This is a genomic window from Spirillospora sp. CA-128828 (genome assembly GCF_050945415.1).
In the GTDB taxonomy this organism is placed as follows: Bacteria; Actinomycetota; Actinomycetes; order Streptosporangiales; family Streptosporangiaceae; genus Spirillospora.
In genome coordinates this window covers 5,182,015-5,206,366 of record NZ_CP191986.1, presented here as the reverse complement: position 1 = coordinate 5,206,366, position 24,352 = coordinate 5,182,015, and the positions used below count along the sequence as shown (strand labels likewise).

General features: G+C 73.8%; 20 protein-coding genes. 14 read left to right on the top strand and 6 right to left on the bottom strand.

What is annotated here, in order from left to right; translation table 11 throughout:
* The first annotated feature begins 18 nt into the window (after positions 1-18).
* The 7 genes from steA to ACQPXG_RS25480 all read left to right on the top strand — a co-directional run bounded on the left by steA (position 19) and on the right by ACQPXG_RS25480 (position 9,641).
* Positions 19-1,254, top strand: coding sequence for a putative cytokinetic ring protein SteA (steA, locus tag ACQPXG_RS25510; RefSeq protein WP_433461636.1), 1,236 nt, complete (start codon positions 19-21; stop codon positions 1,252-1,254).
* On the top strand, positions 1,251-2,207 hold the full coding sequence (locus ACQPXG_RS25505; RefSeq protein WP_433461635.1) for a copper transporter: 957 nt from the start codon (positions 1,251-1,253) through the stop codon (positions 2,205-2,207). The genes steA and ACQPXG_RS25505 overlap by 4 nt, the downstream gene beginning before the upstream one ends.
* A gap of 4 nt (positions 2,208-2,211) precedes the next feature.
* On the top strand, positions 2,212-3,204 hold the full coding sequence (locus ACQPXG_RS25500; protein ID WP_433461634.1) for a hypothetical protein: 993 nt from the start codon (positions 2,212-2,214) through the stop codon (positions 3,202-3,204).
* Between the two features lie 96 nt (positions 3,205-3,300).
* Positions 3,301-4,917 carry a murein biosynthesis integral membrane protein MurJ gene (gene murJ / locus ACQPXG_RS25495; protein ID WP_433461633.1) on the top strand — a complete coding sequence of 539 codons (1,617 nt, stop codon included), beginning with the start codon at positions 3,301-3,303 and terminating at the stop codon, positions 4,915-4,917.
* A gap of 1 nt (position 4,918) precedes the next feature.
* Entirely contained in the window at positions 4,919-6,124 is a 1,206-nt protein-coding gene (locus ACQPXG_RS25490) for a glycosyltransferase family 4 protein (RefSeq protein WP_433470050.1), read from the top strand.
* Positions 6,125-6,359: 235 nt separating this feature from the next.
* Complete coding sequence (locus ACQPXG_RS25485) at positions 6,360-7,370, top strand: TerC family protein (protein ID WP_433461632.1); 1,011 nt, start codon at positions 6,360-6,362, stop codon at positions 7,368-7,370.
* A gap of 75 nt (positions 7,371-7,445) precedes the next feature.
* Complete coding sequence (locus ACQPXG_RS25480; protein ID WP_433461631.1) at positions 7,446-9,641, top strand: acyl-CoA dehydrogenase; 2,196 nt, start codon at positions 7,446-7,448, stop codon at positions 9,639-9,641.
* 2 nt (positions 9,642-9,643) lie between these two features.
* Here the strand turns inward: ACQPXG_RS25480 and ACQPXG_RS25475 are convergent, their stop codons facing one another.
* On the bottom strand, positions 9,644-9,985 hold the full coding sequence (locus ACQPXG_RS25475; RefSeq protein WP_433461630.1) for a hypothetical protein: 342 nt from the start codon (positions 9,983-9,985) through the stop codon (positions 9,644-9,646).
* 128 nt (positions 9,986-10,113) lie between these two features.
* Between ACQPXG_RS25475 and ACQPXG_RS25470 the strand changes: the two genes are divergently transcribed.
* From ACQPXG_RS25470 to ACQPXG_RS25460, 3 genes are read left to right on the top strand one after another with little or no spacing between them, the layout of a single operon-like run.
* Positions 10,114-10,548 (top strand): hypothetical protein, encoded by a 435-nt coding sequence (locus ACQPXG_RS25470; RefSeq protein WP_433461629.1) that lies wholly within the window; start codon positions 10,114-10,116, stop codon positions 10,546-10,548.
* Positions 10,545-11,414, top strand: coding sequence for an AAA family ATPase (locus tag ACQPXG_RS25465; RefSeq protein WP_433461628.1), 870 nt, complete (start codon positions 10,545-10,547; stop codon positions 11,412-11,414). Before ACQPXG_RS25470 ends, ACQPXG_RS25465 begins: the two co-directional genes overlap by 4 nt.
* 1 nt (position 11,415) lies before the next feature.
* Complete coding sequence (locus ACQPXG_RS25460; protein WP_433461627.1) at positions 11,416-12,813, top strand: vWA domain-containing protein; 1,398 nt, start codon at positions 11,416-11,418, stop codon at positions 12,811-12,813.
* Here ACQPXG_RS25460 and ACQPXG_RS25455 read toward each other — a convergent pair.
* Entirely contained in the window at positions 12,810-14,195 is a 1,386-nt protein-coding gene (locus tag ACQPXG_RS25455) for an MFS transporter (protein ID WP_433461626.1), read from the bottom strand. The genes ACQPXG_RS25460 and ACQPXG_RS25455 overlap by 4 nt on opposite strands.
* Before the next feature lie 92 nt (positions 14,196-14,287).
* Between ACQPXG_RS25455 and ACQPXG_RS25450 the strand changes: the two genes are divergently transcribed.
* Positions 14,288-14,782 carry a winged helix-turn-helix transcriptional regulator gene (locus ACQPXG_RS25450; RefSeq protein WP_433461625.1) on the top strand — a complete coding sequence of 165 codons (495 nt, stop codon included), beginning with the start codon at positions 14,288-14,290 and terminating at the stop codon, positions 14,780-14,782.
* 74 nt (positions 14,783-14,856) lie between these two features.
* Complete coding sequence (locus ACQPXG_RS25445) at positions 14,857-16,527, top strand: adenylate/guanylate cyclase domain-containing protein (protein ID WP_433461624.1); 1,671 nt, start codon at positions 14,857-14,859, stop codon at positions 16,525-16,527.
* A 10-nt stretch (positions 16,528-16,537) separates the two neighbouring features.
* On the opposite strand, the gene ACQPXG_RS25440 is transcribed toward ACQPXG_RS25445, so the two are convergent.
* The 4 genes from ACQPXG_RS25440 to ACQPXG_RS25425 all read right to left on the bottom strand — a co-directional run bounded on the left by ACQPXG_RS25440 (position 16,538) and on the right by ACQPXG_RS25425 (position 19,720).
* Complete coding sequence (locus ACQPXG_RS25440) at positions 16,538-17,167, bottom strand: MBL fold metallo-hydrolase (protein WP_433461623.1); 630 nt, start codon at positions 17,165-17,167, stop codon at positions 16,538-16,540.
* Positions 17,167-18,252 carry an S-(hydroxymethyl)mycothiol dehydrogenase gene (locus tag ACQPXG_RS25435; protein WP_433461622.1) on the bottom strand — a complete coding sequence of 362 codons (1,086 nt, stop codon included), beginning with the start codon at positions 18,250-18,252 and terminating at the stop codon, positions 17,167-17,169. Before ACQPXG_RS25435 ends, ACQPXG_RS25440 begins: the two co-directional genes overlap by 1 nt.
* 126 nt (positions 18,253-18,378) lie before the next feature.
* Positions 18,379-19,020, bottom strand: a complete 642-nt coding sequence (locus ACQPXG_RS25430; protein WP_433461621.1) for an ATP-binding protein — start codon at positions 19,018-19,020, stop codon at positions 18,379-18,381.
* A gap of 34 nt (positions 19,021-19,054) precedes the next feature.
* The gene (locus tag ACQPXG_RS25425; RefSeq protein WP_433461620.1) at positions 19,055-19,720 is read right to left on the bottom strand and encodes an MBL fold metallo-hydrolase; all 666 of its coding nucleotides are present in this window, start codon (positions 19,718-19,720) and stop codon (positions 19,055-19,057) included.
* 191 nt (positions 19,721-19,911) lie between these two features.
* Between ACQPXG_RS25425 and ACQPXG_RS25420 the strand changes: the two genes are divergently transcribed.
* Positions 19,912-20,403 carry a hypothetical protein gene (locus ACQPXG_RS25420; protein WP_433461619.1) on the top strand — a complete coding sequence of 164 codons (492 nt, stop codon included), beginning with the start codon at positions 19,912-19,914 and terminating at the stop codon, positions 20,401-20,403.
* A 4-nt stretch (positions 20,404-20,407) separates the two neighbouring features.
* Positions 20,408-24,265 (top strand): tetratricopeptide repeat protein, encoded by a 3,858-nt coding sequence (locus ACQPXG_RS25415; protein ID WP_433461618.1) that lies wholly within the window; start codon positions 20,408-20,410, stop codon positions 24,263-24,265.
* Positions 24,266-24,352 lie beyond the last annotated feature (87 nt).

Here is a 24,352-nt window from a genome sequence, read left to right as displayed (position 1 = left end):
CTGGCAGGATGGCAAGCGATGAACGACTCGTCACCCACCGCAGAGCGGCGCGTCCGGCTGACCCAGAAACTGCCGAGGCGCGTGCTCACGCTGGGCCGCGGCCGCGACGGGCGGCCCGGGGTCAGCGCCACGGTCCGGCTCGACCGCCGCACCAAGGACCTGACCAAGCGGCTGCAGCCCGGCGAGGTCGCGGTGATCGACCATGTCGACCTCGACCGGGTCAGCGCCGAGGCGCTGGTGTCGCGGGAGGTCGGCGCCGTGGTGAACGTCGCGCCCAGCATCTCCGGCCGGTACCCGAACCTCGGCCCGCAGATCCTGATCGAGGCCGGCATCCCGCTGGTGGACGACGTCGGCCCGGAGATCTTCACCAAGCTGCGCGAGGGCGACCAGGTCCGCGTCGAGGGGACCACCGTGTTCCGCGGCGAGGACGTCGTCGTCAAGGGCACCGAGCAGACGGCCGAGACCATCGCCGAGGCGCTGACCGAGGCCAAGGCCGGGCTCGCCTCCCAGCTGGAGGCGTTCGTCGCCAACACGATGGAGTACGTCAAGCGCGAGCGCGACCTGCTCATCGACGGCGTCGGCGTCCCCGACGTGGCCACGAAGATCGCCGGGCGGCACGCGCTGATCGTCGTGCGCGGCTACCACTACCGCGAGGACATCGCGACCCTGCGGCCCTACATCCGCGAGTACCGTCCCGTCCTGATCGGGGTGGACGGCGGAGCCGACGCGCTGCTGGAGGCCGGCTACCGCCCCGACATGATCGTCGGGGACATGGACTCGGTCTCCGACGACGCGCTCAGCTGCGGCGCCGAACTCGTCGTGCACGCCTACCGGGACGGCCGGGCGCCCGGGCTGAAGCGCGTGCACGAGCTGGGCCAGGAGGCCGTGGTGTTCCCAGCCGCGGCCACCAGCGAGGACATCGCGATGCTGCTCGCCGACGACAAGAGTGCGACCCTCATCGTCGCGGTCGGCACGCACGCCAACATGGAGGAGTTCTTCGACAAGGGGCGCGCCGGCATGGCCAGCACGTTCCTCACCCGCCTCCGCGTCGGCAGCAAGCTGGTGGACGCCAAGGGCGTCAGCCGGCTCTACCGCAGCCGGATCTCCACCTGGTCGCTGCTGTTCCTCGTCCTCGGCGCGTTCGTCGCCATCGTCACCGCCGTCGCCATGTCCCCGGCGGGGGACGTCATCAGTCCCCTGCTCGCCGACCGCTGGCACGCCTTCCTCTTCTGGCTGACCGGACTCTTCACGTGATCGATTTCCGATACCACCTCGTCTCCATCGTCGCGATCTTCCTCGCGCTGGCGCTCGGCATCGTGCTGGGCTCCACCACCCTGTCGAACTCGGTGAGCGACACGCTGCGCCAGCAGGCCAACTCGGCGGCCAAGACCGCCCAGCAGGCCCGGCTCGCGCAGCGCGACCGGCAGCGCCAGGTGGACGGTGACGAGCAGTTCACCAAGGTGCTCTCGCCGCAGCTCGTCGCGAACCGGCTGAAGGGCCAGTCCGTGGTGCTGATCGAGACGCCGGGCGCCGGCAACGACAGCATCGAGCAGATCAGCGAACTGGCCAAGAACGCCGGAGCCGCCGTCACCGGCCGCGTCACGATCCAGAAGAAGCTCCTGGACGACGACCAGCAGGCCACCGTCGACGAGCTCGCCACGCAGCTGAAGGCCGACGACGTCAAGTTCCCGTCGGACGCGAACGCCTACGGCAAGGCGGGCGCGGTCCTCGCCAACGCGCTCGTCACCAAGGACCCCGCCAAGTCCGGCCGCGAGGACGCCGCCGGAGGCGCCGTCCTCAACGGCTTCAAACAGGCCGGATACGTCACCACCAGCGGCAAGCCCGGGCAGCACGCGACGGTCGCCGTCATGGTCGCCCCCGCCGCCGCCTACGCCTACGGCGGCGGAGGCGACGACAACAAGGCGCTGATCTCGCTGGCCTCCGCACTCGACGGCGCCGGGCGCGGTACCGTCGTCGGTGGCCCGTCGACCTCCGCGCAGGAGGGCGGGCTGATCGCGGCGCTGCGCGACTCCGACGCCGCCGACTCGGTCTCCACCGTCGACGTGGTGGACACCGCGTCCGGCCAGGTCGTGACGATCCTGGCGCTGCAGAACGAGATCGGCGGCAAGTCCGGGCAGTACGGCACGGGCGCCGGCGCGAGCGGCTACCTGCCCTCGCCCGCGCCCACGGCGGGGAAGAACGGGTGACCTGATGAAACGAGGCATCGGCAGGGGGACGCGGCTCGTGGCCGGGCTGGGCCTGGGCGCGGTGGCCGCGCGTGCCGCCTACGCCGCGCTGACGCGCCGTCCGCCCGGCCTGAACGGCCTGCCCGGCGAGGACGTCTGGGGCCGCACCAACCACCGCGACGAGCCGGTGACGCTGCTGGAGGGGCCCGCGTTCGTCGCGGGCGCCGCCGCGGCCGGGCTGCTCACGCCCGGCGTCGCCTGCCGGCTGCGCGCGGCGGCGCTGCTCGCGGGCGCCGGGTCCGGTGTGCTCGGCGGCTACGACGACCTCGCGGGCTCCGGGGCGTCCCGCGGGTTCAAGGGCCACCTGTCCGCCCTCGCGCGCGGCGAGGTCACCAGCGGCGCGGTGAAGATCCTCGGCATCGGGGCGACCGGGCTCGCCGCCGCGGCCGTCGCCGGGTCGCCCGCCCCGTCCCGGACGGGCCGCGCGTTCGACACCCTCGTCAACGGCGCGATCATCGCCGGGTCCGCGAACCTGATGAACCTGTTCGACCTGCGCCCCGGCCGGGCCGTCAAGGTCGGCCTCATCACCGGCACGCCGCTGGCGCTGACCCGGTCCGGGTCCGCGGTGGTCGCCGCGCCGCTCGGCGCCGCCGCAGCGCTCCTTCCCGAGGATCTCGGCGAACGCGCGATGCTCGGCGACACCGGCGCCAACGCGCTCGGCGCGCTGCTCGGCCTCGCCGCGACCCGGCTCGGGCGCGGCCCGCGGCTCGCCGTCCTCACCGGGCTCGCCGGGCTGAACGCGGCCAGCGAGTTCGTCAGCTTCACCAAGGTCATCGCGGGCAACCCGGTGCTGAACCGCATCGACATGCTGGGCCGCCGCCCGGCCGCCGCACCCGTCCCCGCGCCGGCGGAAGCGGAAGCCGAAGCGGAGAAGCCGGTGACGGAGGACGCGTTCCGCGCGTCCGTCCCGCCGCAGGCCGGACCGGCGGGCGACGGTGTCGCCGCCGACCCCGCCTAGCCGCGCGCCGGACGCCCCCCGCAGACCCATACCAGCGTGCCTTCATCGACCGTGCCCCCATCCGAAGCGTCCCCGCCGACCCGGCGGCCGTCGGCCGTGCGCCGACTGACCGGCGGGCTCGCCGGCGCCGCCGTCGTCATCGCCGTCATCACCGTGCTGTCGCGGCTGGCCGGGTTCGGGCGCACCTACGCCTTCTCCCAGACGGTCACCACGTCCTGCCTCAGCCAGGCGTACTTCACCTCGACGCAGTTCCCCAGCATCGTCTACGAGATCGTCGCGGGCGGCGCCCTCGCCAGCATGGTCGTGCCGGTGCTGGCAGGTCCCGCCGAACGCGGCGACCGCGACGAGGTCCGCCGGATCGGGTCGGCGCTGCTCACCTGGATCGTCCTGCTGATGGTGCCGCTGTCGGCGCTGATGGCGCTCGGCTCCCGGCCGATCATGGAACTGCTGGCGGGCGGCTCGCTGAAGGGCTGCTCGCGCGGCGAGATCGTCGACGTCGGCTCCACCATGCTCACGATCCAGTCGGCGCAGATGGTGATGTACGGGATGGCGGTCGTCCTGTACGGGCTGCTGCAGTCGCACCGCCGGTTCGTCGCGCCCGCGCTGGCGCCGCTGATGTCCAGCCTGGTGGTCATCGTCGCCTACATCGTCTACGCGCCGCTCGGCCGCGGGTTCGAGAACGACCTCGCCGGGCTCCCGCTGGACGCCATGCTGACGCTGTCGATCGGGACGGCGCTCGGCGGCGTCGCGATGGCCGCCACCGCCGGGATCGCGGCCTGGCGGCTGAAGCTCCGGCTGCGCCCGACACTGCGTTTCCCGGACGGGGTGGCGCGGCGCGTGCGGCGGCTCGCGGTCGCCGGCCTCGCCACGGTGGCCGCGCAGCAGCTGTCGGCGCTGCTGGTCGTCCGGCTCAGCTACGAGGGCACGGGCGGCGCGCTCGCGAACTACCAGTACGCGTGGGCGATCTACCTGCTGCCGTGGGCGATCCTGGCGGTGCCGATCGCGACCAGCGCGTTCCCGCTGCTGTCGGCCCGGATCAGCGCGGGGCAGCAGGAACGGTTCGACCAGGTCACCGCGTCCACCACCCGCGCGGTGATCCTGGTGTCGTGCGCGGGGGCCGCCGCCCTGGCCGCCGTCGCCGTCCCGGTCGCGGCGGTGTTCAACCCGGGCCATCCCGACCAGCAGGACGTGCTGTCGCGCGCGGTGCTGGCGTTCGCGCCCGGTCTACTCGGCTACGGGCTCGTCGCGCACCTCGGGCGCGTCCTGTACGCGTGCCACCGGGGCCGGATGGGCGCGATCGCGGTCGTCGCGGGCTGGCTCGTGGTCATGGTCGCCGACGTCGCGCTGGTCTTCTCGGTCGACCGTCAGTGGGTCGTCGCGGCCCTCGGCGTCGGCAACGCGGCCGGGATGACCGTCGCCGGCGTGCTGCTGCTCGGGACGCTCGTCCGCGCGAGGGGCGCCGCGGCCGTGCGCGGGATTCCGCGCGCGCTGGCCGCCGGGGTGCTCGGCGGCGCCGCGGGAGGCGCCGCCGGTTACGCGACGGCCGCGCTGCTCGGCCTCGGCGGGACGGGCCCGGCCGGGGAGCTTCGCAACGTCGGGACGGGGGCGCTCGCCGCGCTCGTCGCCGGCGCGGTCTTCCTGATCATCGCATTCGTGCTCGACGGCCGGGACCTGCGGGCCGTCCTCAGCCGGAAGGTCACCCGCAATGTCTGACATGGAGCTGGGCGGGCTGCGCGTCGCACTCGTCCTCGGCACCAGCGCCGGCGGCGTGGGCCGCCACGTCCGGTCCGTCGCCGAAGGGCTGGCCGGACGCGGTGTGCGCGTCCTGGTCTGCGGGCCCGCGTCGACGGAGGAGCTGTTCGGGTTCGCCGGCGGCGGCGTCCGCTTCGCCGAGGTCGACCTCGCCGACCGGCCCCGCCCGGTGAGCGACGTCAGGGCCGTCGCGAAGCTGCGTTCGCTGCTGAGCGGCGCCGACGTCGTGCACGCCCACGGCCTGCGGGCCGGGGCGCTCGCCGTGGCGGCCTGCGCGCGCGTCGCCCCGGGCCCGCTCCGGTTCTCGAAGGGGGGGCCCCCGCTGGTCGTCACGCTGCACAACGCCGTCATCGCGGGCGGGCGGACGGCGGCCATCTACGGGACGCTGGAGCGAATCGTCGCCCGCGGCGCCGCCCAGGTGCTCGGGGTCTCGCCCGACCTGGAGGAACGGATGCGGGCCCTCGGCGCCCGGTCGGCCGGGCACGCGATCGTCCCGGCGCCCGCGCCGCAGGCGCCGCCGGGCCCGGCCGTGCGCGCCGATCTGCGGGCGGAACTGGGTGTGGGGGAGCGGCCGCTGATCCTCACGGTCGGGCGGCTCGCGGAGCAGAAGGGCCTGCCGACGCTGCTCGCCGCGGCGGCGGCCTGGGCCGGGCGCACCCCGCCGCCGCTCGTCGCGATCGTCGGGGACGGGCCGCTGGAGGACGAACTGCGCGTCCGCATCGAGGCCGAGGACCTGCCCGCCAGGCTGCTCGGCCGCCGCTCCGACGTCGCCGGGCTGCTGGCCGCCTCCGATGTGGCGGTGGTGCCCAGCGTGTGGGAGGGGCAGCCGCTGATCGTCCAGGAGATCCTGCGGGCGGGCCGCCCGCTGGTCGCGACCCGCGTCGGCGGGATTCCGGACCTGGTCGGCGCCGGGGCGGAGGACCGGTCCGCCGGGGCGTCGCTACTGCACGGGCCGGAGAGCGAGGCGGCGCTGCTGGTGCCGCCGAACGACGCCGAGGCGCTCGCGCGGGCGGTGGACCGCGTCCTTGACGACCCGTCGCTCGCCGCTCGGCTCGGCTCGGCCGCGGCGCGGCGGTCGGCGCTGCTCCCGGGCGAGGACGACGCCGTCGAGCAGCTCGCGGACCTCTACCGGGAACTGGTGGACGCCCGCCGCCGGCCCGCCGGGTGACCGGACCTTAGACGCGCTTTCCGGGGACACGGTTCGGATCGAGATCGAGAAAGTTCTCCGACGGGGGAACCACGCCCTTCCGGCCCGCGTTCAAGTAGGTAATCGGAGGGGAGTATCCCCGCGCACGGTTCCCGACAGTACGGCCGGTCCATATCGGCCCGGGTTCCGCGGCCCTCGCTCGTCAGGGCGGGAGAGACCTCCGGCCACACGTTCGTGTCCGCCGGAGGTGTTCACGTTGTCAGTCGCTCCGTGGGTCTGGGCCCTCACCATCGCGGGAATTCTCGCGATCATCGCCGCAGACCTCTTCGTCATCCACCGCAACGACACGCGGGAGTTCACCACCCGCAGGGCCGCGTTCTGGTCCGTGGTCTACATCGGTCTCGCCGTGCTGTTCGGCCTCGGCGTCTGGGCCTTCTCGGGCGGCCGGTACGCCGCCGAGTACTTCGGCGGCTTCGTCACCGAGAAGAGCCTCAGCGTCGACAACCTGTTCGTGTTCATGGTGATCCTCACCCGGTTCGCCGTGCCGAAGCACGCCCAGCACACCGTGCTGATGGCGGGGATCGTGATCGCGCTGGTGCTGCGCGGCGTCTTCATCGCCGTCGGGGCGGCGGCCATCGCGACGTTCACCTGGGTCTTCTTCATCTTCGGCGCGTTCCTCATCTGGACGGCGATCGGCCTGGTCCGCGGCGGCGACGAGGACGAGTACAAGGAGAACGCGCTGCTGCGCTGGGCGAAGCGAGTCATCCCGACGTCGGACGAGTACGACGGCTCCCGGTTCGTCACCCGGCGCGACGGCCGCCGGCTGGTCACCCCGATGGCCATCGTCATGATCGCGATCGGCTCCACCGACGTGCTGTTCGCGCTGGACTCGATCCCCGCGATCTTCGGGCTGACCACCGAGCCGTACCTGGTCTTCACCGCCAACGCGTTCGCGCTGATGGGCCTCGTCCAGCTGTACTTCCTGCTCGGCGGGCTCACCGACCGGCTCGTCTACCTCGGGCACGGGCTGGCGTTCATCCTCGGCTTCATCGGGGTCAAGCTGATCTTCCACGCGCTGCACGAGTACGGTGTCGCCTGGGCGCCGGAGGTGCCGATCTGGCTGTCCCTGGCGGTGATCGCCGGAACCCTGGCCGCCACCACGGTCGCCAGCCTGGCCGCCGGGCCGAAGCGGTCCGGCGAGGAGCCGGCCGAGAAGCAGGTCGAGCAGCAGGCGGACGCGGACGCCGCCGCGACACGCGAGGGATGAGAGCGGCGTCACCTCGACACATGACCCGAATCCTGTTCTAGAATCTCGGTCAAAGGGTCTGAGAGAGGGTGACGCATGGCCATCGGGCTGACCGAGGAGCACGAGGCGCTCGCCGAATCGGTGCGCGGCTTCGCCGAGCGCAACATCCCCGCGACGGCCGTGCGGGCCGCGCTGGACGCGGACGAGGAGGCCAGGCCCGGGTTCTGGCCCGCCCTGGCCGAGCAGGGCCTGCTCGGCCTGCACCTGGACGAGGAGCACGGCGGGCAGGGGTTCGGCCTGCTCGAACTGTCGGTCGTGCTGGAGGAACTGGGCCGCGCCGCCGCGCCCGGCCCGTTCCTGCCGACCGTTCTCGCGAGCGCCGTGATCGACGCGTCCAGCAACGCCAAGCTCCGCGCGGAGCTGCTGCCCGCCCTCGCCGACGGGTCGAAGACGGCCGCCGTCGCGCTGGACGGTGCGCTGACCGGCCGCCGCGACGGCGACTCCCTCGTCGTGTCCGGGACGTCGGCGACGGTGCTCGGCGCCGCGCTCGCCGACGTGCTGGTGCTGCCGATCGCGGCCGGCGACGGCGAGCAGTGGGTCGCGCTGGACGCCGCCGACCTCACCGTCACACCGGTCACGAGCCTGGACCGGGTCCGCCGCGTCGCCGCCGTGGAGGTGTCCGGCGTCGCGGTCGGCGCCGACCGTGTCCTGGACGGCGTCACCGCCGGCCAGGTCAAGGACGTCGCCGCCGCCCTGTTCGGCGCGGAGGCCGCCGGTCTCGCCGGTTGGCTGGTGGCGACCGCGGCAGAGTACGCCAAGGTCCGCGAGCAGTTCGGCCGCCCGATCGGGCAGTTCCAGGGCGTCAAGCACAAGGCCGCCCGCAGCCTGATCGCGCTGGAGCAGGCCCGCGCCGCCGCCTGGGACGCGGCCCGCGCACTGGACGAGGGCACCGAGGAAGCCGGCTTCGCCGCCGCCGTCTCGGCCGTGATCGCGCTCGACGCGGGCGTGCAGACCGCCCGCGACGCCATCCAGATCCTCGGCGGAATCGGCTTCACCTGGGAGCACGACGCGCACATCTACCTGCGCCGCGCCCTCACGCTCCGGGCGCTGCTCGGCTCGTCCGAACACTGGGCCGCCAAGGTCGCCGCGCTCGCGCTGGACGGCGGGCGCCGCGAGGTCGTGCTGGAGCTCGACGAGGACGCCCGGCCGCTGCGCGAGCGGATCCGCGCCGAGATCGCCGAGCTGGCCGCGACCGAGGACAAGGACGCCCTCGCCGCGAAGCTGGGCGACGAGGGCTGGACCGTCCCGCACTTCCCGAAGCCGTGGGGCCGGGAGGCCGGGCCGGTCGAGCAGATCCTGATCCAGCAGGAGCTGAGGGCCGCCAAGGTCAAGGCCCCGAACCTGGGCATCGGGGCCTGGCTCGTGCCCTCCCTCGTCCGGTACGGGACCGAGGAGCAGAAGGAGCGGTTCCTGCGGCCGACGCTGCGCGGGCAGATCGTGTGGTGCCAGCTGTTCTCCGAGCCGGGCGCCGGCTCCGACCTTGCGTCCCTGTCGATGAGGGCCGAGCGGGTCGAGGGCGGCTGGAGGCTAACGGGCCAGAAGATCTGGACCTCGCTCGCGCACCACGCCCAGTGGGGTTTCTGCATCGCCCGCACCGACCCGGACGCTCCCAAGCACGACGGCATCACCTACTTCCTCGTGGACATGAAGTCCGAGGGGGTGGACGTCCGGCCGCTGCGCGAGCTGACCGGTGACGCCCTGTTCAACGAGGTGTTCCTGGACGGCGTGTTCGTCCCGGACGACCGCGTGGTCGGCGAGGTGAACAGGGGCTGGCAGGTCGCGCGCAACACGCTGTCCAACGAGCGGGTGTCGCTGTCCACCGGCGGCGGCCTCGGCATGGGCGTCCCCGAGCTGCTGAAGTTCTTCGCGAAGCGGGACATGGACGCCGTCGCCGCCGCCGAGGTCGGCCGGCTCGTCGCGCAGGGCCAGTCGATCGACCTGCTCGGCCTGCGCACCACGCTCAAGCAGCTGAACGGTGTGGAGCCGGGCGCAGAGGCCAGCGTCCGCAAGCTTCTCGGTGTCCAGTTCAACCAGGACGTCGCCGACCACTGCTGGGCCGCGCAGGGCACGGCCGGGGCCACCGAGGTGCCGATGGCCGAGAGCGGCATCGTGGGCCGGGCCATGCTGTTCAGCCGCGCGATGACGATCTACGGCGGCACCACCGAGGTGCAGCTCAACATCATCGGCGAACGCATCCTCGGCCTTCCGCGCGACCCCGAACCGGGCAAGTAGCCCTAACGCCGCGGCCGGAAGGTGTAGGTGACGTTCACGAGGACGATGCCGGTGATGACGAACAGCAGGCCGGGGAGGCCGGCGTTGACGACGCCGATCGCGCTCAGCGGGATCGCGGCGATCAGCGACAGCACCGCCATGGCCAGGCTGTGATCGCGTTCGCCGTGCCGCGGCGCCGGGCTCGGGCGGGACCGCGGCCGGGGCGCGGCGGTGCGCGCGTCCAGGGCCTCCTCGATGCGGTCGACGACCGTCTCGATGAAGGCGTCGTCGTACTCGGGCCCGAGCTCGCGCCGGGCCGCCATGGCCGCCGTGAGGTCCTCGCGCGGCAGTCGTGGGCTCGTCATGGTTCCGTTATAGGCGGACGCGGCCGCGGGCCGCGTCACCCCTCGGGGCCAGCTGCCCGCTACCCCTCAGGTGTGAGCGGGTCCGCAGGTAAACTTCCGCTTCCGCCCCAGATCATCCGGAGGTCCCCGTGACACCGCGGACCCGCTCGACCGTCCTCGCCGTCTGCGCCTGCGTGGCCGGGCTGGTCCTCGCGGGCTGCGGCGGCGGGGAGGAGAAGAAGTACGCCGCCGAACCGTCCGCCGCGCCGACGACCCTGGCGCCGCTCCCCGCGGTGCGGCCCGCCGACGTCAAGCCGCTCGTCGGACGCTGGGTCGGCACCGCCAAGGACTACTTCCAGTTCAAGGCGGACGGCAGCGGAGTGTGGGTGCGGGGCGGGCAGAAGCTCTGGAGCGGCTCGGCCATTCCCGAGGGCGGCGGCAAGTACCGCTTCTCCTGGAACGGCGGCGACCCCAAGACCGCGTCCTACTGGGGGGTCTCCCTGGACGGGAACAAGACCTCGCTCGTGTTCGCCGGAACCAACCAGACCTACAAGAAGGCCGTCGCGAAGAAAGGCAAGGGATGACCGACGGGATGTTCGCCTCACCGGCCGACGTGGCGGGCAGGCTGGCCGGTGTCCGCTACCTTGCGGACGAGGCGATCGCGACCACCGTGTTCCTCGCGCAGGCGCTGGGCAAGCCGCTGCTGGTGGAGGGGCCCGCCGGGGTCGGCAAGACCGAGCTGGCCAAGGCCGTCGCGGCGGCCACCGCCGCGGAGCTGATCCGGCTCCAGTGCTACGAGGGACTGGACGAGGCCCGCGCGCTCTACGAGTTCAACTACAAGAAGCAGCTCCTCGCGATCCAGGCGGCGCCGGCGGACCGGGCCTGGCAGGAGACCCACGACGACATCTTCTCCGAGGAGTTCCTGCTGGAGCGGCCGCTGCTGGCGGCGATCCGGCGCACGAGCCCGACGGTCCTGCTCATCGACGAGGCGGACAAGGCCGACGTCGAGGTGGAGGGCATGCTGCTGGAGGTCCTGTCGGACTTCCAGGTCACGATCCCCGAACTGGGAACGGTCGCGGCCGTCCGGCGGCCGTTCGTGCTGATCACCTCGAACGCGGCGCGGGAGCTGTCGGAGGCGCTCAAGCGCCGCTGCCTCTACCTGCACCTGGACTACCCGGCACCGGACCGGGAACGTGACATCGTCCTCGCGCAGGTCCCGGGGATCGAGGCCGAGCTGGCCGAGCAGCTCGTCCGCACCGTCGGGACGCTGCGCGACCTGGAGATCAAGAAGGCCCCGTCGATCGCCGAGACCGTCGACTGGGCGCGCACCCTGCTGGCCCTCGGGCTGGACGACCTGGACGAGGCCGCCGTCGCCCGGACCCTGGGCGTCGTCCTCAAGCATGTCTCCGACCAGGAACGCGCGGCCAGGGAACTGGGGCTGAGGGGCTGACATGGCGTCCCTCGTCGACCGGCACACCGGGTTCGTCGCGGAGCTGCGCCGGGCCGGGCTGCCGGTGTCGGTCGCCGAGGGACTGGACGCGGTGCGCGCCATGCAGGCCGTCGACCTGCTGGACCGCGAGTCGCTGCGCGCCGCCTACGCGGCGACGGTCGTCAAGCGCCCCCAGCACCGGCCGACGTTCGACACCCTCTTCGACCTGTGGTTCCCGGCGGCGGTCGGGGACGGCGCCGGGACCCGGCACGATCCCGAGCGCCCTTCCCGGACGGTGGGCGACGACGGACGTCCCGTCCCGCCCGCGCTGGACCCCCTGGTGCAGGAGCGCCGCGACGAACTCGCCGAGCTCCTGCTCTCCGGGGACGACGCCGGGCTGCGGCAGTTCGCCCGCATGTCCGTCGCCGAGTTCGGCCAGACCCCCGGGCAGGAGTCGTGGTTCTCCTCGGGCGTCCTGAACGCGCTGTCGCCGGAGACCCTGATGGCGCGGCTGCTCAGCGCCGTCCTCGGCGGCCAGGAGCGCGGCGGTATGGCTGAACGCGTCGCGCGCCGGACGTTCCGCGATCGCATCGCCCGGTTCCAGGACCTCGTCGCGGGCGAGGTGCGGCGCCGCATCGCCGAGGACACCGGCGTCGAGCGGACGGCGCGGATCGCCGTCCGCCCGCCGCTGGAGCGGCTCGACTTCGCGGGCGCGAACCGGACCGAGATGGAGGCGCTGCGCCGCGAGGTGTATCCGCTGGCGCGCAAGCTCGCGTCCCGGCTCGTGCAGAAGCAGCGGCACGGCAGGCGCGGCCGGCTCGACTTCCGCCGGACGGTCCGCGCGTCCCTCGCCAGCGGGGGAGTGCCGCTCACCACCCACCACCGGCCCCGCCGCCCGCACAAGCCGGAGCTGGTCGTGCTGTGCGACGCCAGCGATTCGGTGTCGGCGTTCGCGCACTTCACGCTGCTGCTGACGTTCGCGCTGCGGGAGCAGTTCAGCAAGGTCCGCGCGTTCGCGTTCATCGACGCGACCGACGAGATCACCAAGTACTTCGCGCCGGGCGTGGACGTCGCCGACGCCATGACCCGCCTCGCCGCCGAGGCCGACCTCGTCTGGATCACCGGCCGGTCCAACTACGGCCACGCCATCAAGGTGTTCGACGACAAGTACCGCGACGCCATCACGTCCAAGACGTCCCTGCTCGTCCTCGGCGACGCCCGTTCCAACTACGGCGAGCTGTCGCTGCCGATCCTGCGCTCGATGGTGGGCCGTGCACGGCACGCGTACTGGCTCAACCCCGAGCCGCGCGGCCAGTGGGACACCGGCGACTCCGCCGCGTCGCGCTACGGAGAGCTCGTCCCGATGTACGAGTGCCGCAACCTGACGCAGCTCGCCGCCTTCATCGAGGAACTGGCCTAGGCCTTCTCGCGGATCACCAAGGCCAGGGCGGCGTAGGCGAGGGCGATGACCGCCGAGGCGACCATCGCGACGTTGGTGCCGTGCGCCAGCGCGGACGGGTCGTGCCCGGAGCCGGTGGCGACGGCCCCGACGATCGCCACGCCCAGCGACGCTCCGATGTAGCGGGCGGTGTTGTTGGCGCCGGCGCCCATGCTCGCGCGGTCGGCGGGGACGCTCTCGACGGCGAGCCGGGCGAGCATCGCGTTGGTCAGGCCGCTCGCGACGCCGGCGACGGCGAGGCCGGGGGCGAGGCGCCACCAGTGCCCGTCCGGCGCCATGTCCGCCATCGCGAGCTCGCTGATCGCGGCGAGCGCGAACCCGGCGGCCAGCAGCCGGCGGACGGGAAGGTGCGCCGGCAGCCGGTGCGCCTGGAGCGCGACGACGAACGACAGTGCCGACCAGATCGCCAGCACCAGCGCGGCGGCTACCGGCGACAGACCCATCACCAGGCTCATCATCGTGGCCAGGTAGGTCATCACGCCTATCACGGCGAGCCCGGTGACGAGCGCCCCGGTCACCGACAGCAGGAACGCGGGCCGGCGGAACAGCCTCAGGTCGATCATCGGCTCCCGGCGCCGCGCCTCGACCACGGTGAACGCGGCCAGCAGCACGGCGGCCGCCGCGAACAGCGCGAGGACGCCCGGGGCCGTCCAGCCGGTGCGGCCCCAGGTGATCGCCGCGACCAGCGCCGCCACGCCGAGGCTCATGGTGACCAGGCCGGGCACGTCCACGCCGCGCGGGCGCTCGGCCCGGGACTCGCCGAGCGCCCGCGCGGCCACCAGGGCGAGCAGCGCCGCCGCGGCGACGGTCGTCCAGTACCAGAGCCGCCAGCCGCCGAGCACGGTCAGCCCGGCCGCCGCGATCGGGCCGAGGGCGATGCCGAGGCCGACCATCGCGCCCCACATGCCGGTGGCCCGCGCCCGCCGCGGGCCGGGCTCGAACGAGGCGCCCACGATGCCGAGGCCGGTCACCAGCAGCGCGGCGCTCGCCGCGCCCTGCGCGATCCGGCCCGCGATGAACACCGAGGCGTTCGGCGCGAGAGCGCAGGCGACGCTGGAGACGGCGAGGGCGACCGCGCCGATGACGAACGTCCGCTTGCGGCCGTGGTCGTCGGCAAGGCTCCCGGCGGCGAGCAGGGCCGCCGCGAGACCCAGGCTGATCGAGCTCATCAGCCAGATCTGCGCGGTCCCTCCGGCGCGCAGCCCGCGGGCGGTGTCGGCCAGCGTCGCCGCCGGGGCGCAGTAGTTCATGAGGGCCAGCAGGGTGGCGGCGGCCGGCAGCGTCAGCGCGGCGGCGGTGCCGGGCACGCGGTGCGCGGCCCGGGGAGTCGCCAGAGTCGTCATGCGGTCTCCAAGTTCATTGAACGAACCGAATGGGGCGACGGTAGCACGACTAAGTTCAATCAATGAACCCCCTGGCGGGTACTGTGGTGCACATGGCACTCGGGAAGGACTACGCGGCGCAGGACTGCTCGCTGGCCCGCGCGCTGGAGGTCGTGGGGGAGCGCTGGACGCTGCTCATCGTCCGGGACGCCTTCTACGGCGTCCGCCGGTTCAGCGACTTCCTCATCCACCTGGACATTCCCCGCGCGGTGCTGTCCGCGCGGCTGCAGTCGCTCGTCGACACGGGCGTCCTCGTCAAGGACGGCCACGACTACGTGCTGACGGACATGGGCAAGGAACTGTGGCCCGTCGTCCACACGCTCGCCCGCTGGGCGGAGGACCACCTGTCCGCCGAGCCGTGCCGCATCTTCGTCCACGCCGCATGCGGAACCAAGGTCGGCCCGGACGGGGCGTGCGCCGCCTGCGAGCGCCAGGTCCGGCCGGAGGAACTGGAGATCCACGCAGGTCCCGGCGTCCGCCGCCGCACCGACCCGGTGAGCATCGTCCTGCGGTCCCCCCACCGCCTCCTCGACCCGATCCGCACCTAGGTGAGCAATCCCTCCCCGAGGTCGCGCAGGCGGCGCGGGGATATGGGGGATTCGACCGGCTAACCTGCACGCTCATGGAGACCGAGAAGGCCGAGCCTGCGCCGCGGCCCAGGCGGACCCTGTTCGGTCCTCCCGCGCGGGCCGACGACCGGAGCGAGCCGGCACCCGTCGCCCTGCCCGCGCTTCGCTCCGGCAAGCGGCTTCGCCCCCTCTGGCGGCTGATCGACGGCGCCCCCGGCGACTCGCGCACGCGGATCGCCCGCCGGGCCCGCGTCCTGGTCACGATCGCCGCCGGCCTCGCCAACCTCGTCGGCGCGCTCGTCGTGCTCGCGTTCGCGGTGGTCGTCCCCGACCCGGTCGGGCACGTCTCCGAGCGGCTCCAGCTCATCAACCTGGTCGTCTTCACCGCCTACGTCTCCGCGGCGCTGCCCGTCGGCCTCGTCCTCGGCGAGCGGTTCTTCCGCCGCGTCCGCCGCCTGGTCGAGCGGCACGACGAACCCGACCGGCACGAGCGCGCGCTGCTGCTGTACGGGCCGCTGCGGCTGATGGCCCTGCACCTGACGCTGTGGGGCATCGGCACGGTCGGCTGGGTCGCCGTCAACGCCCCGTTCTCCGGGCTGCTGGCCGTCAAGCTCGGCCTCACCAGCCTGCTCGGCGGCCTCACCACCTGCACGGTCGTCTACCTGCTGACCGAACGGCTGCTCAGGCGCGCGGTGACCACCGCGCTGCGCAGCGAGCTGCCGCGCCGCACCGGCCTGCCCGGCGTCGTCGCGCGCTCGGTGCTGGCCTGGGCGCTCGGCACCGCGATCCCGATCCTCGGGCTGATCACCCTCGCCATCGGCACCTTCCTCATCGCGGAGATCACCGTGCGGGACTTCGCGATCGCGGTGCTCGCACTCGGCGGCATCGCGCTGGTCGTCGGCCTCGGCGTCACCTACACCGCCGCCCGCGCCATCGCCGACCCGGTCGAGTCGGTACGGCTCGGTCTCGCCCGGGTGCAGCGCGGCCAGCTGGACGTCGAGGTCCCCGTCTACGACGCCAGCGAGGTCGGGCTGCTCCAGGCCGGGTTCAACCACATGGCCGCCGGGCTGCGCGAGCACGAGCGGCTCCAGGACCTGTTCGGCCGGCAGGTCGGCGCGGACGCCGCCCGCCTCGCCCTCGAACGCGGCATCGACCTCGGCGGCGAGCTGCGCGAGGTCGCGGTGGTCTTCGTGGACATCATCGGCTCCACCCGGCTCGCCGCCGGCAGCCCGCCCGCCGAGGTCGTCCGGCTGCTGAACGACTTCTTCGCCGTGGTCGTCGAGGTCATCGGCGCGCACGGCGGCTGGATCAACAAGTTCGAGGGCGACGCCGCGCTCGCGATCTTCGGTGCGCCGCTGGCGCTGGAGGGCGCGCCCGGCCGCGCCCTCGCCGCCTCCCGCGAGCTCGCCCGCCGGCTGCGCGAGGACGTCCCCGGGCTGCGGGCGGCGATCGGCGCCTCGGCGGGCGAGGCCGTCGCCGGCCACATCGGCGCCGAGGAGCGTTTCGAGTACACGGTGATCGGCGACCCGGTGAACGAGGCGGCCCGCCTCACCGACCTCGCCAAGAACACCGAGGCGCGGGTGCTGGCGGCCGGGTCCCTCCTCACCGGTGCCGACGCGGACGAGGCGCGGCACTGGTCGCTCGGCGAGGAGGTCACCCTCCGCGGACGGACGCGGGTCACCCGCCTCGCCTCCCCGCACCCGCCCGAACGCGTCGCGTCCTAGGACGCCCGGGTCAGTGGCCGCGGGCCATCCACTCCTCCAGGTGCGGGGCCTCCGCGCCGATGGTGGTGGAGTCGCCGTGGCCGGTCCGGACGATCGTGTCCGGGGGGAGCGTCAGCAGCCGCTCGCGGATGGAGGTGATGATAGTCGGGAAGTCGGAGAAGGACCGGCCGGTCGCGCCGGGGCCGCCGCTGAACAGGGTGTCGCCGGAGAAGACCGTGCCCAGTGCGGGCGCGTGGAGGCAGACCGCGCCGGGGCTGTGGCCCGGCGTGTGCAGGACGGTGAGGTCCGTTCCCGCGACGGTGATGACCTGGCCGTCCGACAGGTCGCCGTCCGGGGAGGCGTCCGGGTGCTTCTGCTTCCAGAGCATCAGGTCGTCCGGGTGCAGCAGGACGGGCGCGCCGGTGCGGGCCTTGAGGGCGGGCGCGGCGTCGATGTGGTCGTCGTGCCCGTGGGTGGACACGATCGCCACCAGCCTGCGGCCGCCGACCGCGGCCGCGATCGCCTCGGCGTCGTGGGCGGCGTCGATGACGATCGCCTCGCTGTCGTCCCCGACGATCCAGACGTTGTTGTCGACGTCCCAGGTGCCGCCGTCGAGCGAGAACGTCCCGGACGTGACGACGTGGTCGATGCGGGCCGCCATCAGAGGACCACCACCGAGCGCAGCACGTCGCCGTGGTGCATCTTCTCGAACGCGGCCTCGACGCCGTCCAGCTCGATCGTCTCCGACACGAACGTGTCGAGGTCCAGGCGGCCCTGGAGGTAGAGGTCGATGAGCATCGGGAAGTCGCGGGAGGGCAGGCAGTCGCCGTACCAGGACGACTTCAGCGACCCGCCGCGCCCGAACACGTCCAGCAGCGGCAGCTCCAGCTTCATCTCGGGAGTCGGGACGCCGACGAGCACGACCGTCCCGGCGAGGTCGCGGGCATAGAACGCCTGCGTGTAGGTCTCCGGGCGGCCGACGGCCTCGATGACGACGTCGGCGCCGAAGCCGCCGGTCAGCTCCCGCACCGTCTCGACGACGTCGGCGTCCTTGCCGTTGACGGTGTGCGTGGCGCCGAGGGAGGACGCGGTGGTGAGCTTGCGCTCGTCCAGGTCCACCGCGATGATCTTCGCCGCGCCGGCCAGCCGGGCGCCGAGCACGGCCGCCGCGCCGACGCCGCCGCAGCCGATGACCGCGACCGAGTCGCCGCGTCCGACCCCGCCGGTGTTGATCGCCGCGCCGAGCCCGGCCATCACGCCGCACCCCAGCAGGCCCGCCACCTCCGGCTTGGCCGCCGAGTCGACCTTCGTGCACTGCCCGGCGGCCACGAGCGTCTTGTCGGCGAACGCGCCGATTCCGAGCGCGGGCGACAGCTCGGTGCCGTCCTCAAGGGTCATTTTCTGCGCGGCGTTGTGCGTGTTGAAGCAGTACCACGGACGTCCCCGCAGGCAGGCCCGGCACTGGCCGCACACCGCGCGCCAGTTCAGGACGACGAAGTCGCCCGGCTCCACCTGGGTGACCCCGTCGCCCACCGACTCGACGACCCCGGCGGCCTCGTGGCCCAGCAGGAACGGGAACTCGTCGTTGATCCCGCCCTCGCGGTAGTGCAGGTCGGTGTGGCAGACCCCGCACGCCTGGACCTTGACGACCGCCTCTCCGGGACCGGGGTCCGGAACGACGATCGTCTCGATCCGCACCGGCTGTCCCTTGCCGGGTGCGACGACCCCGCGTACCTGCTGCGCCATGCTGCCGCCTCTCGTCGTCTCGATCTTCCCCCGACCCTATCCATGCCCTCGCCGACCTGCCGTGTCGCTTCTGACAGGCGGAAGGCACCGCGCATCAGGCGCCGCGGCCGGTGAGCGGCGAGTCCGTCAGGTGAAGCGGATGGCCTGCAGCTTGTCGGCGGCGTCGCGGTCGAGGACCGTGACGCCGGCGGCGGGCGGGAGGGGGCCGCCGCTGCGGGCGCGGGCGATGAGGGGACGCCAGCGGCGGCAGTGCCGGGCGAACGTGGTCGAGGTGGTGACGCGGCCGCGGGCGAACTGGCCGGCGCGGGCGGTCTCGGGGGCCACGTCGATGAGGATCAGGTGCAGCCGGCCGCCGCGGCGGCGGGCCAGCCAGGCGAAGAGGTGCAGGATGTGCGGCCAGGTGCCGCGCGTGTGGGCGACGACGCCGTGCCCGGCGACGATCGCCCGTCCGATGCGCCAGACGTGGGTGGCCTGGACGATCGGCGTCCGCAGCCGCACCGGGACGGGCCGCAGGAACCGTGCCCACCAGTTGCGGGACTGGCGTGAGTCGATCACGCGGACGTCGCCCGCGCGCACCGGCTCCGTCTCGTCGCCGTTGAGCCCGTACAGGCGGTTGAGCAGCGTGCTCTTGCCCGCTCCCGGAAGGCCGGCGACCAGCACCAGGGAGCCCGCCGGGTAGCGCAGCGCGGGGCCCGGGTCCGCCTCGTGGGGTTCGCGGATGGTCGCCTCCTGGGCTCGGGCCGGAAGTGTGTTGTGGCCAACGAACACCCGGCACCGCTTGTTCCGGGGCGACCCGGGAGAGTCACCAGCCGCGGGCGCGCCATTCCGGGATCGAGGGACGCTCCCGGCCGAGCGTCGAGTCCTTGCCGTGGCCCGGGTAGAACCAGGTGGCGTCGGGGAGCCGGTCGAAGACGCGCTCCTCCACGTCCGAGAGCAGCTGCTTGAAACGCGTCGGGTCGCCCCAGGTGTTGCCGACGCCGCCGGGGAACAGGCTGTCGCCGGTGAACAGGTGCGGGCGCTCGGCGAGCTCGCCGCCGGCGTCGTACAGCAGCGCGATCGAGCCGGGCGTGTGACCGCGCAGGTGGATGACGTCCAGGGACGCGTCGCCGACGGTGACCGTGTCGCCGTGGTCGACGGGTTCGGCGACCGGCTCCGGGAGGGGCGCGGCGTCGCGCGGGTGGGCCACGACGGGGGCGCCGGTGGCCCGCACCACCTCGCTCAGCGCCATCCAGTGGTCCTCGTGGCGGTGCGTGGTGACGATCCGCGCCAGGGGACCGTCGCCGATCAGCTCCAGCAGCCGGGACGCCTCGTTCGCCGCGTCGATGAGGAGCTGCTCGCCGGTCGCGGTGCAGCGCAGGATGTAGGCGTTGTTGTCGTACGGGCCGACCGCCACCTTCGTGACCGTCAGCCCGGGCAGCTCCCGGACATCGGGACGTCCGCCCGCCTCGACGTTCCCGGTGTAGGTCATGGGTCCTCCCGTGGGTCGTTCGAAGACCATCTTCCATCATCGGCGCCCGCGATCTCCGGTACCCCGGGTACGTGGCGCGAATGAGTCACCAGACGCAGCCGAACCGTGCGCATACGGACGGACGTTCCCGTCTTGCCAGCGCAGTATGAGAAATGGAAGATCAGGATCGACCCCGTGAGGACGGTGAAGCGTTGGTAACCGCATTCCGTCCCGGACCGGACAGGGAGAAGCCGGAGGACCTCCTCCGGCACGCCTGCACGCTGGTCCGGCTGTGCGGCCGGGACTCCGCCATCGCCGCGGTGTTCCTCGCCCTCGTTCTGGTCGGAACCGTCACCCGGCTGGCGGCCGGTCTGCCCGGCCTCGCCGCGCTGGCGCTGCTGCCGGTGCTGTCCGGCTCGTTCGCGATCTCGGCCGGCTACGCGGTCCGGTCGCGCCGGACGCTCGTGGCGGTGCTCGGCGAGGTGCGCGGCCGCACCGGCTCGCCCGTCGACCCGGGCGCGCCGTGGACTCCGTTCGCCTCGTCGGTCGCGCTGGACGACCGGGTCCGCGACGTGGAGCTGCGCCGGCTGCTGTCGGCGGCGCACCGCTGCGGGGAGCTGTCCTGGCAGGCCGTCGCCTGGGCGGTGGCCACCTCGGTGCTGTTCCTGTTCTGGACGCTGGCGGCGGCGATGGCGGGAGGATGACCGGGTGATCGGCGACGTTCGCGGCGGGGGGACGGCCCCGGGGTTCGCCCTGGACGTCCGGCCGGGCAGCTTCTGGGAGCGGCTGGCCCCCACCGACCGGCAGGCCCTGCGCGCCATGGGCCGGCGCACCGACATCCCGCCCGGCGGCATGCTGTGCCACCAGGGATCGGTCGCGCCGGCCGTCTACGTGGTGTTCAAGGCGTCGCCGCGGGCGGCGAGCAACGCGGTGGCCAAGGAGTTCGTGGACTCCAGCGACGGCGACGAGTCGATCATCGACCTGTTCGGGGCCGGGGACCTGGTCGGCGTCCTCGGCCCGTGGGGGCATCCGCAGCGCGGCACGGTCTCCGCGCTGGACCATGTCACGGCGCTGCGCGTGGACCGCGGCAAGTTCCGCAGCCTGCTGGCGGCCAGCCCACAGGTCGCCGAAGCGATGATGCACGCGATCTCGGAGAGCGTCACGTACGGCGGCCGCCGGCACGCGGTGCGGGCGGCCGACCATCCGCAGCGGCTCGCCTACCACCTGCTGGAGCTCGCGCACCGGTTCGGTGAGCCCCGCCCCGGGCCCGGGACGCAGATCCCGCTGCGGCTCAGCCAGGCGGAACTGGCGAACTGGGCGGGGATCTCCCGCGAGACGCTGGTCCGGTGGTTCCGGATGTGGCGGTCGAAAGGGATCCTCGACCGGCGGGCCCGCCCGCTGACCGTGCTGGACATGGAGCGGCTGCGCCGCGCCGCCAGCCCGTGGGGGGACGAGTGGCCGGCCGCCGAACCCGAGCGGGGACCCGAGACCGGGCGGGGACCGGAGGGGGACGCCGGGATCGCGGCGCGCGAGCCGGTGCGCCTCGACACCGCGGGCGGGGACACCCCGGGCGGTCCGCCCGCGGTGCGCCTGCCCGCCGACAACCCCTACTTCGCGGGCCGGACGGTCAGCCTCGGCAAGCTGGACCTGCTGGTCGGCCAGTCGGCGTGGCCGCGCGCGGTGATCGTCCAGGGGATGGCGGGGGTGGGCAAGACCACCCTGGCGCTGCACTGGGCGCACCGGGTCGTCGACCGGTTCCCGGACGGCGTCCTGTTCGCCGACCTGCGCGGCACGTCCCGCAGCCCCGTCACCCCGGCGGAGGCGATGGGGCAGGTGCTGCGCGCGGCGGGCGTGCCAGGCGACCAGGTCCCGCGGACGGAGGCGGAGCTGGCGGCGCAGTGCCGGTCGCTGCTCGGCGACCGCCGCATGCTGCTGATCCTCGACAACGCCGTCCAGCCCGAGCAGGTCAGGCCGCTGCTGGCCGCGATGGCGTCCGGGCTGGTGGTCGTGACGAGCCGGCGGCGGCTGCCGGCCCTGCTCGAAGGCGCCGACATCCGGACGCTGGAACTGCGGGAGATGGCGACGCAGGAGGCGGTGGACCTCATCTCCAACGTGCTCGGGCCGGGGGACGCCCGCGTCCGGGACGAGCACCGGGCCGCCGTGCGGCTCGCCCGCGAGTGCGGCCACCTGCCGCTGGCGCTCGGCGTCATGGCCGGGCGGCTGGCCGAGAACCCCGGGGTGTCGATCGCCGGGACCGTCCGGGAGCTGGCCGCCCGGGACGTGCGGGACGCCGCGCCGTACGGACCGGGCCTCGCGGGGGCGGGCCTGGGCGACGGCGCGGCGCACGGCGCGTCCGGGCCGGGGCTGAGCGCCGTCGTGAACCCGACGTTCGACGTCGCCTACCGGGGCCTGCGCCGCGGGCAGCGCCAGGCGTTCCGCAGGCTCGGCCTCGTCGCGGGTCCCGACTTCACGCCCACCGCCCTCGCCGCACTGCGGGACGGCACGGTGGACGAGGCCCGCGAATGCCTGGAGGGCCTGCGCCAGGCGTACCTGGTCCACGACGTGGGCCCGGACCGCTACCGGATGCACGATCTGCTCCGCGAGTTCTCCCGCGAGCGCGGGCTCCTTGAGGACTCCGACGGCGAGCTGCAGGCGGCGCAGCGGCGGCTCCTCGCCGGCTACCTCGCCGAGGCGCGCGAGGCGGGCGCTGCCATCGCGGGACGGCCCCGCCCCGCGATGCACCAGGGCGAGACGCGGGAACGTCCGTCCAGTGCCGAACGCGCCTCCGCGCTCGCCTGGTTCGAGGCCGAGCGGCGCAACCTGGTCGCCGCGGTGCACCAGGCCGCCCGGCTCGGCCTGCACCGGACGTGCTGGGAACTCGCCGACGCGCTCTTCGACTTCCAGGAGTTCCGCCGCTACAGCGAGGACAACATCGCCGTCCACCAAGTGGGCCTGCACGCCGCCCGCACGGAGGAGGACTGGGCGGCGGCGGCGGTCATGCTGCACAACCTGGCGATGGCGCACTTCGAGCTGGGCGGCTCTGTCGAGGCCATCGGGTACGGGGAGGACGCGCGGCGCGGGTTCCGGGCCGTCGACCCACCCGACCGGTACGGGGAGGCCGCCGTCCTGGCCACCCTCGCCGGCGTCCATGTGACGCTGGGCCGGTACCTGACGGCGATCGACCACGCCCGGCGCTCCCTCGACATCCACGAGCAGCTGCGGAACGACGCGGGCGCGGCGAAGAGCCGCAACACGCTCGCCCGCGCCCATCTGGGCCTCGGCGACTATGAGACGGCTCTGGAGCACGCCGCGAAGGCGCTCGGGGTCCGCCGCCGGATCGGAGACCAGGCGGGAGTGGCCGAGACCCTGCTGATCGTGGCCGGCGTCCACCGGCGGCAGGGAAACGTCCACGGTGCGGTGTCGCACGCGCTGGAGGGCCTGTCCATCCGGCAGGAGCTCGCCGACATGCACGGCGCGGCCGAGGCACTGACGGAACTGGCGCGGATGAACGCCACGCTCGGCCTCCGCGACATGGCCCAGCAGGACGCCGAACAGGCACTCCGCACCTATCGCGCCCTCGGTGCGCGCCATGGGGAGGCGCGGGCGCTGACCACGCTCGGCATGCTCATGTGCGACGCCACCAGGTTCGCCGAGGCGTTCACCTACTGCGGGCAGGCGCTGCGGCTGCACCGTGACACCAGCGACCGGCACGGCGAGGCCGAGGCGCTCGCGCAGATCGGGATCGTCCACTGGCGCCTCGGGCGGTACCGGGAGGCGCGCGAGCACCTGCTGCGCGCGCTGGAGATCCGGCGCGAGATCGGCGACCAGCACGGCGAGGCCAACGACCTGGAGCACCTGTCGGTGGTGATGCGCCGGCTCGGCCGCAACCAGGAGTCGTTCGTCCTCGGCCTGGAGGCACTCGACCTGTGGCACCAGCTCGGCGCGCAGGGCGGGATGGCCGGGACGCTCGGCAGCCTGGCCCGCACCTACTCGCGGCTCGGCCTGCCCGAGGACGCCGAGCGCGCCGCCCGGCAGGCGCTGGGCATCCGCGAGTCCGGCGGCGACTGGTACGGACTCGGCGTCGGCATGGACACCCTCGCCGCCGTGCTGCGCCGCGCCGGCCGCCCCGAGGAGGCGCTGGAGCGGGAGCTGGAGGCGCTGCGCTTCCTCGGCGAGGTCGGCGACCGGCACAGCGAGGCGACCGGCCTCGTCCACCTCGCCGCCATCCACCTCGATCTCGGCCACGCCGACGAGGCGCTGGAGAACGGGCGGCGGGCGCTCGACCTGGCCGCCGAGCTCGGCGCCACCCGCGAGCAGGCGTACGCGCTGCACACGATGGCCCGCGCGAGCCGGCTGATCGGCAAGCACGCCCGCGCGGTGGAGCACGTGACCGCCGAGATCGTCATCCGCCGCGACATGGACGACCGGCGCGGGCTGCGGCAGGCCCTGGAACTGCTGCGCGACCTGCACCAGGCGCTCGGCGACCAGGCCGCCGCGGCGGACTGCGTCCGGCGCGTCCGGGCCCTCGACAACCTGCTCGAATCCGAAAGATCACTCGACATGTGACAAACGACGTAGTCCATCGGCGCAGCGCCGCGTTCACTGGACACGAGGCACCCGATCATGGGCTGCCGCGGTCCCGGCCCGGGGTCG

Bases quoted from the DNA above. Each gene is read 5' to 3' on its own strand.
- ACQPXG_RS25465 (WP_433461628.1), top strand. From the start codon at position 10,545: ATGACCGACGGGATGTTCGCCTCACCGGCCGACGTGGCGGGCAGGCTG.
- steA (WP_433461636.1), top strand. From the start codon at position 19: ATGAACGACTCGTCACCCACCGCAGAGCGGCGCGTCCGGCTGACCCAG.
- ACQPXG_RS25435 (WP_433461622.1), bottom strand. From the start codon at position 18,252: ATGGCGCAGCAGGTACGCGGGGTCGTCGCACCCGGCAAGGGACAGCCG.
- ACQPXG_RS25455 (WP_433461626.1), bottom strand. From the start codon at position 14,195: ATGACGACTCTGGCGACTCCCCGGGCCGCGCACCGCGTGCCCGGCACC.
- ACQPXG_RS25480 (WP_433461631.1), top strand. From the start codon at position 7,446: ATGGCCATCGGGCTGACCGAGGAGCACGAGGCGCTCGCCGAATCGGTG.
- ACQPXG_RS25445 (WP_433461624.1), top strand. From the start codon at position 14,857: ATGGAGACCGAGAAGGCCGAGCCTGCGCCGCGGCCCAGGCGGACCCTG.
- ACQPXG_RS25425 (WP_433461620.1), bottom strand. From the start codon at position 19,720: ATGACCTACACCGGGAACGTCGAGGCGGGCGGACGTCCCGATGTCCGG.
- ACQPXG_RS25460 (WP_433461627.1), top strand. From the start codon at position 11,416: ATGGCGTCCCTCGTCGACCGGCACACCGGGTTCGTCGCGGAGCTGCGC.
- ACQPXG_RS25500 (WP_433461634.1), top strand. From the start codon at position 2,212: ATGAAACGAGGCATCGGCAGGGGGACGCGGCTCGTGGCCGGGCTGGGC.
- ACQPXG_RS25475 (WP_433461630.1), bottom strand. From the start codon at position 9,985: ATGACGAGCCCACGACTGCCGCGCGAGGACCTCACGGCGGCCATGGCG.
- ACQPXG_RS25440 (WP_433461623.1), bottom strand. From the start codon at position 17,167: ATGGCGGCCCGCATCGACCACGTCGTCACGTCCGGGACGTTCTCGCTC.
- ACQPXG_RS25490 (WP_433470050.1), top strand. From the start codon at position 4,919: ATGGAGCTGGGCGGGCTGCGCGTCGCACTCGTCCTCGGCACCAGCGCC.
- ACQPXG_RS25450 (WP_433461625.1), top strand. From the start codon at position 14,288: ATGGCACTCGGGAAGGACTACGCGGCGCAGGACTGCTCGCTGGCCCGC.